The sequence below is a fragment of the Acinetobacter sp. AL9 genome (genome assembly GCF_041464035.1).
GTDB classification, from domain to species: domain Bacteria; phylum Pseudomonadota; class Gammaproteobacteria; order Pseudomonadales; family Moraxellaceae; genus Acinetobacter; species Acinetobacter towneri.
Genome location: NZ_JAYFSK010000008.1, coordinates 62314 through 75934 on the forward strand (window position 1 = coordinate 62314; position 13621 = coordinate 75934).

9 protein-coding genes are annotated in these 13621 nt (G+C 42.4%); 2 read left to right on the plus strand and 7 right to left on the minus strand.

Annotated features, from left to right (window positions below):
* Positions 1 to 149 precede the first annotated feature (149 nt).
* The gene (gene polA, locus ACEO2X_RS03325; RefSeq protein ID WP_371971075.1) at positions 150 to 2909 is read right to left on the minus strand and encodes a DNA polymerase I; all 2760 of its coding nucleotides are present in this window, start codon (positions 2907 to 2909) and stop codon (positions 150 to 152) included.
* 182 nt (positions 2910 to 3091) lie between these two features.
* Here polA and ACEO2X_RS03330 point away from each other — a divergent pair, with 182 nt between their 5' ends.
* The gene (locus ACEO2X_RS03330; RefSeq protein WP_371971076.1) at positions 3092 to 6103 is read left to right on the plus strand and encodes a DUF2339 domain-containing protein; all 3012 of its coding nucleotides are present in this window, start codon (positions 3092 to 3094) and stop codon (positions 6101 to 6103) included.
* 48 nt (positions 6104 to 6151) lie between these two features.
* Here ACEO2X_RS03330 and ACEO2X_RS03335 read toward each other — a convergent pair whose 3' ends face one another.
* Together ACEO2X_RS03335 and ACEO2X_RS03340 are read right to left on the minus strand one after the other, a co-directional pair.
* Positions 6152 to 7075 carry a mechanosensitive ion channel family protein gene (locus tag ACEO2X_RS03335; protein WP_096902425.1) on the minus strand — a complete coding sequence of 308 codons (924 nt, stop codon included), beginning with the start codon at positions 7073 to 7075 and terminating at the stop codon, positions 6152 to 6154.
* Between the two features lie 9 nt (positions 7076 to 7084).
* Complete coding sequence (locus tag ACEO2X_RS03340) at positions 7085 to 7906, minus strand: hypothetical protein (protein ID WP_004975182.1); 822 nt, start codon at positions 7904 to 7906, stop codon at positions 7085 to 7087.
* A gap of 102 nt (positions 7907 to 8008) precedes the next feature.
* On the opposite strand from ACEO2X_RS03340, the gene gspE reads away from it, so the two are divergent.
* Positions 8009 to 9496 carry a type II secretion system ATPase GspE gene (gspE, locus tag ACEO2X_RS03345; protein WP_004975184.1) on the plus strand — a complete coding sequence of 496 codons (1488 nt, stop codon included), beginning with the start codon at positions 8009 to 8011 and terminating at the stop codon, positions 9494 to 9496.
* Between the two features lie 80 nt (positions 9497 to 9576).
* Here gspE and ACEO2X_RS03350 read toward each other — a convergent pair whose 3' ends face one another.
* The 4 genes from ACEO2X_RS03350 to ACEO2X_RS03365 form a co-directional block, all read right to left on the minus strand.
* Positions 9577 to 10401: a carbon-nitrogen hydrolase family protein gene (locus ACEO2X_RS03350; RefSeq protein WP_004975186.1), complete on the minus strand. Its 825-nt coding sequence runs from the start codon at positions 10399 to 10401 to the stop codon at positions 9577 to 9579.
* Between the two features lie 21 nt (positions 10402 to 10422).
* Positions 10423 to 10950 (minus strand): anti-anti-sigma factor GigB, encoded by a 528-nt coding sequence (gigB, locus tag ACEO2X_RS03355; protein WP_004975187.1) that lies wholly within the window; start codon positions 10948 to 10950, stop codon positions 10423 to 10425.
* Positions 10951 to 11063: 113 nt separating this feature from the next.
* On the minus strand, positions 11064 to 12032 hold the full coding sequence (gigA, locus tag ACEO2X_RS03360; protein ID WP_096902424.1) for an RsbU family protein phosphatase GigA: 969 nt from the start codon (positions 12030 to 12032) through the stop codon (positions 11064 to 11066).
* A gap of 101 nt (positions 12033 to 12133) precedes the next feature.
* Entirely contained in the window at positions 12134 to 13057 is a 924-nt protein-coding gene (locus tag ACEO2X_RS03365; protein ID WP_178319639.1) for a VacJ family lipoprotein, read from the minus strand.
* Positions 13058 to 13621: the final 564 nt, after the last annotated feature.

Here is a 13621-nt window from a genome sequence, read left to right on the forward strand (position 1 = left end):
AAAACATTAAAAAGGACTCAAATCGAGTCCTTTTTTTGTAGTTTAAGTTTGGGCTGACGACCTTAATGAGTCTTCAGAAATACAAATAACCTGCATCCTGACCTCCTTCTAGGCGAAGGAAGGTGCTGAAAAAAGAGAGCGCAACGACTTTAGTGCGCTTCATCCCAGTTATTGCCTTTTCCGACGTCCACCACCAATGGTACAGAAATTTCCACCACAGATTGCATGACTTCTGCCAACTTCGGCGCGAGTTCATCTGCCGCATCTGCATCGACTTCAAATACCAATTCATCGTGTACTTGCAGCAACATTTTGGCTTGCGCTTGCGGTAACATTTTGTCGACTTCAATCATCGCCATTTTAATAATGTCAGCTGCAGAGCCTTGTAATGGCGCGTTAATTGCCGCACGTTCTGCCGCTTTACGTACCATCATATTACGTGCAGCAATATCTGGCGTATAGAGGCGACGACCTAAAATAGTTTCTACAAAACCTTGTTCTAGCGCGACTTGGCGGGTACGTTGCATATATTCATAAATGCCCGGATAACGCTGGAAGTATTGCTTGATGTAGTTTTGTGATTCTTCACGGGTAAACCCAAGCTGACGAATTAAGCCAAATTCCGACATGCCGTAGAGCAGACCGAAGTTTACAGCTTTGGCCTGACGACGCTGATCTGAGGTTACGTCTTCTAAGGCAATGCCCAAAACTTCTGCGGCGGTACGGCGGTGTACGTCTTGTCCGTGGTTAAAGGCATCGAGCAGGGCATCATCTTGTGAAAAATGCGCCATCAAACGTAATTCAATTTGTGAGTAGTCGGCTGCCAACAGCACACGGCCTTTAGGTGCAACAAAGGCTTTACGAATTTGGCGGCCAATTTCAGTACGAATAGGAATGTTTTGTAGATTTGGGTCGGTAGAAGATAAGCGTCCCGTTGCGGTCAAGGCTTGGTGATAACTGGTATGCACCCGATGCGTATCCTTATTTGCCTGTTTCAGCAAACCATCGGTATAGGTGCTTTTTAGCTTAGATAAGCCACGGTAGTCTAAAATTAAGCCACTGATCGGATGTTCAATTTTTTCCAAAACACTTTCACTGGTACTGTATTGACCTGTTGCGGTTTTCTTGCCGCCTTTGAGTCCGAGTTTATCAAACAGGATTTCGCCCACTTGTTTCGGTGAGCTGACATTAAAGTTTTCACCTGCCAATTCTACAATTTGGTTTTCCAAATCTTGCATGGTTTGGGAAAAATCGACACCCAATTGATCTAAAAATTTCAGATCAAGCTGAATGCCATTTTCTTCCATACTGGTCAGCACACGCGCCACAGGCATTTCGATGTTGTGCAAAATATTGACCAATTCAGGATGCTTTTGTAGCTTCGCAGACAGCACTTCATATAAACGATACGTAACATGCGCATCTTCTGCAGCGTAGTGCGCAGCCGTTTCAATTTCAATTTGATTGAAAGTTTTTTGCTTGACGCCTTTGCCTGCAATTTGCTCATAAGATGTGGTCAGGTGGCTTAAATATAAGCGTGCCACATCATCCATGCCGTGACGGGTTGCGACAGAGTTAAGCACATAAGATGCCAACATGGTATCGAAATACCAACCTTGTAAATGAATACCGTGATTTTCAAGCACATGCGCATCATATTTTAAATGATGCCCAATTTTATCCACCGCATTATTTTCTAAAATAGGTTTGATTTGTGCCAAAACCTGATCACGGTTGAGCTGCTGTGGTGCGCCCTCATAATCATGCGCCAAAGGTACGTAATAGGCATCTTTGGCATCGAACGCGATAGAAAAACCAACAATTTCTGCAACGCGATAATCCAGACTGGTGGTTTCTGTATCAAAGGCAAAACGCTGTGCAGTTTGCAAGCGTTGCAGCAAAGCATCCCAATGCGCCTGATCTAAAATGGTGTGGTATGTTGCTGCACCGAGTTGATCATCAACACTGCTTTGCGTGGCTTGATCTTCAGTTTCAATTTCATTGGCTGTCGGTGCGGCGACTGTTTTTGCAGCTTGTTTATAATTGCTGTTATTTGGATTATTTGGATGATCGAGCGATTGTAATTGATTACGGAATTCTAGCTCGGTATATAAATTGCGTAAGGCTTCAACATTAGGGTCTTGTAGTTTTAGATCGGCATAACCAAAGTTCAGATCAAGGTCACAAACAATGCTGGCGAGTTGATGATCTAGCGCGATGCCATCGGCATTGTCTTTAATATTTTGTCCGACTTTGCCTTTAATATGATCGACATTTTCTAAAATCGCACCAATCGAGCCATATTCGGTCAGTAGTTTTGCAGCAGTTTTGGCGCCAATGCCAGGCACGCCCATAATACCATCAGAAGCATCACCCATGAGGGTCAGATAATCAATAATTTGATGCGGCCATACGCCAAACTTGTCAAATACAGCCTGAATATCCATTGGCTTTTCTTTGAAGCTGTCTTCAAGGGTAACTTTTTCAGTCACCAACTGCGCCATGTCTTTATCGCCCGTAGAAATCAGTACTTGCTGTCCTTCGGCTTCGGCACGTTTGGCTAAAGTTCCAATAATATCATCGGCTTCTGCGCCTGGTAGCATGTAAAGTGGAATACCCAAAGCACGAATTAAAGCATGTAAGTATGGAATTTGCTGAGAAAGTTCCTCAGGCATACTTGGGCGGTCACCTTTATAAATTGGCGATAGTTCGTGACGGAAAGTCGGCTCAGGCGTATCAAAAATTACCGCCATGTGAGTAGGCTGAGTACGACGCATCAACTTTTGAATCGCAGAGATCGCGCCACGAATAGCATTGGTATGTAAACCAGTTGACGTGGTTAATGGTGGTAGTGCGTGAAAGGCACGAAATAGAAAATATGAGCCATCGACCAAGACAAATGGTGGCATGGATTGATTCCTTCTGCAAATAAGCAGTTTATTGTACGTGATTTTTGCAGTTGTCGCAGAAACTGATTTTTAAGGCAAGTGTTGCAGACGCACAGTTACCGAATTGCTGATGAATCCTGATTCAGAATCGTGCTGTCTGTTGTATGATCGGAGCCATGACAATATCAATAAAATGAAGAGCAATGCAGACAGGGCAGAATGAAATTCGAATCATTTGGTTCATGCTATTAATCATAATTTCAATTGGCGCATGGTGGCTCGGTGTGCCGATGCTGAGTTATATCTGTGCAGTTGCTGCGGTGGTCAGCGTGATGTTTTTTGTGGGACGAGTGCAGAACTCACTGGAACAGGTTGTGGATGCACAGTCACAAGTACAACGCCAAAGCTCTAAAACTCCTTTATATATCGCCGCTTTTATTGCTTTTTTAGGAATATTGCTGGATTGGTATTTACTGACATCTATTGCTTTAAGTGCATGGATTTTTATGTTGTTGCGATGGTTGCAGCGTTTGGAGCAAGGACTGTATCAATTACAGCAATTACAAAGTGCCGCTAAGCTTCAGGCGCATGCTCAAAAGAGCTATCCTCAAAAGACCAATGCTCAAGAGAAAATGGTTCAAACGCAATTCGCAGAGCATATTTTAGCCAATACATCTGAAGTTGATGCAAGTCTTTCATCAGTTAAGGCAAATGTGGATGATGGTGTTATATCAACCGCTTCTCAACCTGAAACCATCGCTATTCAATCTGATTCCACATTATCGAGCGAGCCGAATTCTGTTCGGGAACAAGCAGCTCAAGTTTCTTATCCATATCAAGACCAAGAGTATCTACATCAAGAATATTCAGCTCCAGATTTAGCCAAATCCTCAAGGTCTGTTGCACCTTTTGCAACTCAGTCGCGCTCATCAAGTAACAGTTTATTGCAACAAGCTCAATCATGGCTGATACATGGTAATCCTGTATTAAAAGCAGCAATTGTAGTGTTACTCATAGGCGTGGTGTTACTGCTACGTTTTGCTACTGAACATTGGCAATTTAGTTTGGCAGTGAAACTTTTGTTCGTTGCTGGCGTGAGTGCAGCAGTGACAGTATTCGGTTATCTGTTACGCAACAAAAATCGCAGCTTTGCTTTGGGTGTGCAAGGTTTGGGGTTGGCTGGGCTGTGTCTGACCTTATTTTTTGCCTATTACAATTTGGTCATTCCAAATTTAGCTATCGCCAGTCTGTGTTTTATTGTGGTGATGTTGCTCACGCTCTGGCTGAGTTTAAAACAACAATCAGTCGAACTTGCCCTCATGGCAATGCTGATTGCGTATTTCGCACCGTTTACTTTACCTGTTCGTAATGCAACAGCCATTGAATTTATTGCCTATTATTTGCTGATTAATATTTCGGTTGCCATTTTAAGTAGTTTACGTCCGTGGAAATATTTAAATCAAATTGCGTTTTTAATGACGGTTGTGGTGGGTGGCAGCTATGCCTTTTATCATGGTTATATCTTTGAACGGCAGGTGCTAACGCTTTTAGTTTTGGCGCATGCGGCTATTTTTATTTGGTTGGGTTTTCGCTTTAGTCAGCTTTTGGCACAGGAAGATGTCGCCACGTTTCAGCTGAAACCTATTTTAGACCTTGCCTTGATTTTTGGCGCACCCATTGTCGGTTATGCCTGTTTATATCTGATGTATTTTGAAGAAACAGCAGAGCAGGCAGCCTTTAGTTTGTTATTTGCGGTGGTTTTTGCAGGTTTGTATTGGCTGACCAAACAGCATCGGCAGACACAATTTATTGCACAAAGTTATTTCAGTTTGATGCTGATTTTTAGTGTGTTGATTCCACCTATTTTACTGCCTGAACAATGGAGTGTCATTGGTTGGGCATTACAAGGCGTGGCTGTGTTTATTTTTGCCTTTATTCAATATTCTAAAATTAGCCGTTATTTGGCACTAGGTTTGTTTGCCGTAGCGGGCTTATCTGGGCTGTATTATTTAGTAGAGTTGCCTTATTTCGAGCGCAGTATTTATTGGGTACTGAGCCTAAGTTATGCCACAGTTGTGGTGTTTTCCAACAGCCGTGCAGCTTTCAGACAACAACTGAGCACAGCAACCACGAGCGTACTGTGTTTAATGATGTTGTCTGCAACCAGTTTATGGCTATGGTTAGGTTTAGATTACTTTGATGGAGAACTTGCAACCGTACAGACGCTTTTGGCGGTGGTGGTCATCTATTTACTCATCAACGAAGTACTACTTTCTCGTAAGGCGACATGGTCATGGCTATTGCCCAAATGGTTAGGTCTAACGCCAGTTTCGCTCACTGCAGCAGGTTTATTATTCAGCCGTAGCTATGATGGAGCGGTGCATTGGGTTTCGGGTACTGAACGTCTGCTATTTGCCTTGTTTGCAGGCGTGCTCAGTGTGTTGTGGTTGCGTCCTTTATGGACTGTCCGCAGCGACAAAGAATGGCTGAGTTTAGGACTGTTACCCATTTTGGCGATGGCGAGTTTAACGCTGTTACCACAGCATCCGTATAGCAGCGTGGTGATTTTACCATTGCTCTTTGCGGCGTGGTGTTGGTGGCAACAACCGGATTCAGATTGGCGCAAATTTTGGTATGCGCGTAGCAATTTAATCTTCATGTTGATGTGGATGCTATGTTCACAACTGTTGACTGAACACGCATTTTACGGCTATGTACTGCCTATTTTGAATCCATTTGATTTGGTCAGTATAGCCATGTTGGTGGCTATTTTGTGGATGTTGAATCTGCAACGCAAAACCCATTTAGACCAAGGCTTGGCAGCGGTAATTATGGTCTTGAGTTTACTGTGGCTAAGTAGTTATGTGCTATTACGTGCCTTACATCTGTATTTGGGAACGCCAATCAACCAAATTGCTGTTTGGCAAGATGCCACTGTGCAGCTCAGTTTGACCTTGCTTTGGGTGAGTTTGGCTTGTATCGCCATGTGGATTGCCAGTCTGAAACAATTACGTGCCTTGTGGATTTTAGGCAGCAGTATTTTGGTGATTGTGACCTTAAAATTGGTGCTTTTAGATTTATCTAATATTGGGACTTTAATGCGCGTGCTGTCATTCTTTGCTGCAGGTTTAGGTATGCTACTGATTGCATATATCGCCCCAATTCCTGAGCCAGATCTCGCAAAAAACAACACTTCGCCGTCTTCCAAAGCTTGAGCAGATCCTCAAGTTTAGTTAGAGGCAAAGTGTCGAAGACTGAAACGATTACTTTAAGTCAGGTTCTCGTTTCAGTGCTTGGGCATTGGCATATTGATCAAGTTCTTCATTATTTAAAGGGCGCGATAAAGGATGATCAACAAAACCCATTTTGGGTACAGGAATTTCGATTTGGTTGTCTAGGAAACCATTACGGATACGTTCCTGCATTTCATCACGTACCTTTAAAAAGTTTTCTTGCTGACACCACACCGCAAACAACAATTCAATTGAAGATTCACGGAAAGCTGTAACTGTCACCGCGGGTTTAGGGTCAGACAGCACGAGTGGATATTGATTGGCGACACTGAGCAACACTTCACGCACTTTAATAATATCTTCGTGAAAATTAATCGCGAGGGTAATGGGCACACGTCGGATTGGAAACTTGGACAAGTTATGCACGGGTGCACGAATCAATTGTTCATTGGGTAAACGCACATAAATATTGTCTTGGGTCAGCAATTTAACTGAAAGTAAGTCAATTGAGATCACTTCACCTTCAATGGTGTGTCCGCGAATCAGGGTGATTTGAATGGTATCGCCCACTTCAAAAGAACCTTCGCCAATCAGGAACATACCACTAATTAAATTGGATGCCGAGGTTTGTGAGGCAAAACCCAAAGCCACGGTTAAAATACCCGCTGCACCTAAAAACACGCTGAGTTTAAAGCCTGCTTCTTTCAGGCTCGCCATCACAAACAGCAGGAAAATAAAGTAAAAAATCCCGCGTCGCCAAACTAAGCGTTGATGCGCATTAAAACGTGCGCCAATAGTGCGTACAAAAGTATTGGAAACAAAACGTGCAATTAAGAAACCAATCAAAGACAATACAATTGCGACCAAAATTTCGGTCAGACGATCTGTATTGATACTGGTAAAAATTCCTTTGAGGCTGTTGGTGATTTCTTTGGAAATATTGGAATCTGCCATAACATCCTCTTAGAAAAATGAATCAAACATATTAAATAAAGCACCTGCCGTTTCACGCGGTGGTTGCAAATAGGTCACTTCACCTGCATGTGGCGGGGTGCGATTTTCAATCCGAATTCGTGGCGGGCGGTCTAAACCTTCATGCATCACTTTAATTTGTGAAGTCCATAAACGACCTGTACTTTCGCTGAAAAATAAAGGCAGCGCAGGCACAGGCACATTCATTCGGTCAAAACGCAATTGTTGATTGCTGGTGTTGTGAAATTCAATCGGCGTGACGGCACGAAATGCACGTGGTTTTAATTGATGTAATTCGGTACGGCCATCGACTGCTGTGGCATAGCAAATTTCACCTGTACGATGATTGGGGCCAAACCAAGTATCTTTCGGGCGAATAATTGGCAAATCAAAAATGGGTTCACGTTGACCATCGACAAAGGCAGACATCCACAACGGTGTGCTGATATACAAGGTGCCGCGTTGCCCCGCAGGAATATAAATTGGATCGACAGGTTTAATCACCACTGAACGGTCTGCCAAACGAGGCATGAGCTGTAATTTACTTTGTGTAGATTTGAACATATAGCGTTCAATTTTCACAGGTTGTGGAAAGGCAAATTCAGGATCATCAATGTTATGCCATTGCTGTTCATAATCGTATTGAACCTGCGGGCGATAATATTCCAAACGCCATTCTTGCATACCACGGGTCAAACGTACTAAGAGTGAGCCAAATTGCCACGTTTTAGGACGATTGAGCTCAAACTCATAGTCACCCCACCATTTTAATTTAGCCGAATCAGTTTCTGAAATCTCATGATTTTGTGACAATGGCCTATCCCTTTCTTGATAAATCAGCGAAAACAGACTTCACGCTGTCATACGCTTAGAGTACACTCAAATTAAATTTTTTCATCATTATTATAATCGCTGATGCAAGTACTGAAACAATTACAAATACCGTATAGCTTTGCCAAACGCCATGGGGTGTTAATTCGTTATGAGGGCGATCATGCCTTTATTGTACGTCGTGAAAATACGCCGATGCTTGCCATTCAGGAGGCGCGTCGTTTTTTGGGGCATCCTGCACAGCATCAACTTTGTAGCGATCAGGAATTTCACCAATTATTAAGCAGCAGTTTTGCAGGTGATACAGGCGAGTCGCAGCAAGTCGCTGCGGGATTGGAAGATCACCCTGACTTGCTTAGTTTGGCAGATTCAGTTCCTGAAGCAGAAGACCTGATGGATCAGGAAGATGATGCACCGATTGTACGTTTAATCAATGCTTTACTGTCTGAAGCGATTCGGGTTGGCGCATCGGATATTCATATCGAATCTTTTGAGAAAAAACTGTCAGTCCGTTTGCGGGTCGATGGTCAGTTGCGTGAAATCGTGCAACCGCGCCGTGAACTTGCGCCTTTATTGGTGTCACGTATTAAAGTCATGGCAAAACTGGATATTGCCGAAAAACGTATCCCTCAAGATGGTCGTATTTCGCTCAGACTAGCAGGTCGTGAGGTCGATGTACGTGTGTCAACGCTGCCATCTTCGCATGGTGAGCGGGTGGTAATGCGTTTGCTGGATAAGCAAGCAGGTCGTTTAAACATGACGCACTTGGGGCTGATGCAAAATGATTATGAGCGCTTAAAGCAACTGGTACATCGACCACACGGGATTATTTTGGTTACAGGGCCGACAGGTTCGGGTAAAACTACGACCTTATATGCAGCTTTGTCAGACCTGAATGACGGTTCTAAAAATATTTTGACTGCAGAAGACCCGATTGAATATCAACTTGAAGGGATTGGGCAAACACAGGTCAATACCAAAGTGGATATGACCTTCGCTCGTGCTTTAAAAGCCATGCTGCGCCAAGACCCAGATGTAGTGATGGTCGGGGAAATTCGTGACTTGGAAACTGCCGAAATTGCGGTGCAGGCTTCCTTAACTGGTCACTTGGTACTGTCTACCCTACATACCAATACGGCCATTGGTGCAGTCACCCGTTTAAAAGATATGGGCATCGAGCCGTTCTTGCTGTCAAGTTCATTAATTGGGGTGATCGCGCAGCGTTTAGTGCGCACCTTATGTTCGCACTGCGCCACATGGCATGCTGCAGATGACTTTGAACAAGAACTCTTTAAAAGTGTGACCGATGCAAGCGATTTAAAACTTCCGCAACCGAAAGGCTGTGAACATTGCTCACATACAGGTTTTACTGGGCGGACTGCAATTTATGAAATTGTCCCTGTGGATGAAGCAATGCGCCGTTTGATTCATGGCAATGCCGCGGAATATGAACTGGAAGATTATGCACGACAGCAATCAGGTTCGATTCGTGAAGATGGATTGCGTAAGGTATTGGCAGGTAAAACCACTTTGGAAGAAGTGCTGCGCGTGACCAATGAAGCGGCTGAATAGCTAAAAAGTAAGGTTAAGATAAGAAATACAAAGAGTTGATCACTATATTGTTGATCAACCCTTTTTATTGAAATTCAATTTTAAAATTGCAATAAACGACGATGCTGCATTAACGGCATCGACTCTCGAATTTTGCTTTGTTCATCTAAATCAAAGGGCACTGTAATCAGTTGCGTACCTTCGTCTTGCACCATTGACAATAACTGTCCGCGTGAATTGGCAGCGCCTGAATGTCCCCAAGTCTGACGTTTTTCACCATGCCAACCTTGTTGGGCTGCACCTAAAACCTGACATTGACTGTCCATGCCACGCGCCTGCAAGAGCAATTGCCAATGCATTTGACCTGTGGTGTAAGTAAAAGCCGATGGCGCAGTTAAAATATTGGCGCCTTGCGCACGTAAAGTTAAGGCCAATTCAGGAAAGCGCAAGTCATAACACACCATTAAGCCAATGTTGCCAAACGGTGTTTTCGCCACAACGACTTCAGAGCCGGGTTCAAAAAACTTAGATTCCTGATAACCACCAACAGAGTCACCAACTTGCACATCAAACAAATGAATTTTGTCATAACGTGCTTCAGTTTTTTCTGGGCTAATACATAAACTGACCGTACGCACACGACCATCTGCAATTGTTGAACCATCAGGGCGATATGGGCAGGGCAATGTACCCGCCACAATCCAGATTTGATATTGATGTGCAAGCTGTTCCAAACGCTGTTGAATACTTTCAAACTGTGCCGCGGTTTCGCATTGTTTGCCTGCTGCAAAGCAAACAAAGTTTTCTGGAAAAACGATCAGTTCTGCACCATCGGCTTTACTTTGTTGAATCAATGTTTCAATGATTTTGAAGTTTTCCTCAATATCATTTTGTGAGTTCATTTGAGCAACAGAAAGTAAAGTCATCAAAGCATTCCTGAGTGAAGATCAAGCGTTCTGCTGATTTTGCTCAGCACATTGATCGAGATTATCTTGTTCTTTTTGTAGCTGTTTCACCAAAGGTTCGAACATATTTTGGTTGTTTTCATTCAGCTTCATGAGGGTTTTATGGGCATCTAATACCGTAGTGAGCATATTGCTATGCGTGACGTGTTCTTCTACCAGCTCACGCGTGCAGACAGTTGGGTCACCACAGTAATTTAAAATCACAAACACCTGTCCTAAGCCCATGCTATTGGCGAGCGTAGTAATGTCTGGATTAGTAGATAGCATAACTGCTTGAATGTTATGGATTTGTTTCAGTTTTAAGCCTAGCTTAGCCAATACACCTAAAACTGTACTGTCAATAAATGTAGTTTGGGTTAAATCTACAATTGCACCCACCACATTAGATTGCTGTTCAATTTTACTGAGTAGTTTGTCTAGACTAATACAAGATTGGGCACGCACTTCGCCAAAAAGCTTAAAGATATGCGTTCCATTCAAACTTGCATATTCAACATGACCTGTTGACATATAAATGCCATTTGCAGAGAAGGATTAGATAATTATCCCATAGCGACTATATAGACTCAAGTGGCTTACAGTCGTATATCTTGGGTTGAGAAGTTAACTGGCTGATTTATTGGTTATTTTGTTCGACACAAACTCAAGATCGCAATATCATCTGCTACATGATCGGGGGCTTGGAATGATTGATTTTGCAAGTGAAAGACCAATTGTTCAAACTGTTCATTCAAACCACCACTATAAGGTTCTAACGCACCATCGGAGCAGATAATAAACCGCGCCTGTTTATTTAATACGCACTCAAATTCCTCAACTTCTAAATCTTCAGTCAGTCCCAAAGGAAAACTACTGGTATTTAAAATTTTAGGTGCTTGATTGGGTTCGATAATAATGGCAGGTGGATAATGCCCCGCACTCGACCAACGCAGTTCGTGGGTTTCAATATTTAAAATCCCACTAATCATGGTGATATGCTTTTCAATATTTTCTTGAACCAACATGCCATTCAGCTTCTTAATCAGTTCGCGTGGTGTTTTGGAGCGACCATGAAATGCAGCCATCCAAGACGTTAGTAAACTACTAGTTACACCATGCCCAGAGACATCGGCTAAATAGAACATGATTTCTTTATCACTGATTTTCCAGTAATCAAACCAATCGCCCGACAAATAAGCCGAAGGCTTAAATAACGTATCTACACGGTAGTTGCACAGTTCGATAGGATTGGGCAGTAATTTTTTTTGTAGTTCAGCAGCTGAAGGTAAGTCGCGGCTGTCTTGATTGCGTTTATATTGTGCGTCTATTTTGCGTAAGGCTTGTGGTGGATTTTCTGGTAAACGACTCCACAACCAACCTGCTAAAGCGCCTTGTTCCCATGCTTGCACCAATGCTGTGCCTTCATCTTCAAAGGCCAATACAATCGTGGGTAAATTCCATTGATGTGTTAAATAATCTTGCACATCGGCAATTGCAATAATGGTTGGGTCATACAAGCTGATGTCATCTATGTGAATCATTTGCACACTAGGAAGTGTGTCGAGCACCTGTTCTAGATATGGAATATCACGTGTGGGTTGAATGAAATACATAGAGTTTTGTGTTGACCCTGAACCTAAACAAAGCGTTACTATAACAATGCCTGAATACTCAAGGAAAGTAAAAACTCACCTTGAGTAAAATGTTTTACAAATTATTCTTTGCTTTCTTCAGGCGGGTTTATTTCTTCTTGATCATCAAAAAGTTCTTCGCTTTCATCATCTACAAAAGAAATACTATCTGCATCGAGTCCTTTCTTTTCCGCAATTTCAAAGTTTTTACGTTGCAAGTAAATATCCCGAATCGCGGCATATTTATCGCCCTGTAATACTTGTTCTACATCTAGGAGTTGCGAGCGCGTATCTAGGCCGCGCATAACTTGCTCCGACCAATATAAACGGTCATTGCCATCTAAAATGTATTTTTGTGGACGTGCCTGACCATCTACAAGTGTGCCGAAACCATCACGGAAAGTACTTGGGCCGTAAATTGGTAGCATGACATAAGGCCCTGAAGGGACACCGTAGTAGCCCAAGGTTGTACCAAAATTTTCTTCTTCCGTGTCTAAACCTAAACGACGTGCAGGGTCAGCCATGCCTAAAGTAGTAATCGTATTTAAACTAAAACGACCTAAAGTTTTTGCGGCACGTAAAGGGCGGCCTTGAATCAATTGGTTAACCGCATTCCAAGGTTCGCCCAAGTTTTTTCGGAATTGACGATATGACCCGCGCACTTCACCAGGGACTTTCTTTGTATATTGAACCGCAAGTGGACGCGCGATATTACGATCTAACATATCGTTGAATGCATAAATCTGACGGTTCAAAGGTTGCAGTGGGTCTTTGACTTCATCGGGTTGTGCAGCATTTGCATTCACTTTTAAATCTTTGGCTTTTACATTTTTTAATTCTTTAAGCGCATTCAAACGACTACTTTTAGTTTCAGAAGATGAATCTGCCGCAATAACTTCAGTAGTTTCTTCTTGAGCAACTTCTTCAGTAGAAGGCATTGTCGCATGTGTTGAGGTGATGAATCCTAAAGAAACAAGGCACACCCAAAGATATTTTTGTTGATACATAAAGAATCCTAGCGCTTAAATCTGAGTAAGCAAAAGCTGTTATATCGCCGATGGGTGTATAGTAACAGTTAATTGAAACGATGTATTAAAGCAAATTTGCTCAAAATGTGTGTAGAAAAAGCAAAAATGAACAAAAAATAAACACCTGATATATTTCTTTTGCAAAAAGTCTTGCAAGGCGAAATATTTCACCTATAATGCACATCCATCGGCGGTGATGAAGATTAAAACTTCTGATAAAACAATGACTTGATTGAAAATAGTTAGGTTGGGTTTTAGAAAGGAAGTTTAAAATAATTTAAATTACCAGTTGACACTTTAGAAATAAAGCGTAATATAGCCGATCTAGCTTGATGCTGACGAAGCATCGAGAAGATCATTAAGAGATTATGAAGAACAACTTGTGTGGATTTTTACTGATTGATTAATCGAACATATTTCATTGATTGATTGGTTTAAATTACTCGAAGTTTATTTGAGCGAAATTTAAGTCAGAAAATTGATGAGCCAGATTTGGAAGTTTAGATTAAAACTTCAAAATGATTTTAACTGAAGAGTTTGATC

Excerpts from the sequence above, each read along its gene's own strand:
- polA (WP_371971075.1), bottom strand. The coding sequence starts at position 2,909 with ATGCCACCATTTGTCTTGGTCGATGGCTCATATTTTCTATTTCGTGCC.
- ACEO2X_RS03330 (WP_371971076.1), top strand. The coding sequence starts at position 3,092 with ATGCAGACAGGGCAGAATGAAATTCGAATCATTTGGTTCATGCTATTA.
- ACEO2X_RS03335 (WP_096902425.1), bottom strand. The coding sequence starts at position 7,075 with ATGGCAGATTCCAATATTTCCAAAGAAATCACCAACAGCCTCAAAGGA.
- gspE (WP_004975184.1), top strand. The coding sequence starts at position 8,009 with ATGCAAGTACTGAAACAATTACAAATACCGTATAGCTTTGCCAAACGC.
- ACEO2X_RS03350 (WP_004975186.1), bottom strand. The coding sequence starts at position 10,401 with ATGACTTTACTTTCTGTTGCTCAAATGAACTCACAAAATGATATTGAG.
- gigB (WP_004975187.1), bottom strand. The coding sequence starts at position 10,950 with ATGTCAACAGGTCATGTTGAATATGCAAGTTTGAATGGAACGCATATC.
- gigA (WP_096902424.1), bottom strand. The coding sequence starts at position 12,032 with ATGTATTTCATTCAACCCACACGTGATATTCCATATCTAGAACAGGTG.
- ACEO2X_RS03365 (WP_178319639.1), bottom strand. The coding sequence starts at position 13,057 with ATGTATCAACAAAAATATCTTTGGGTGTGCCTTGTTTCTTTAGGATTC.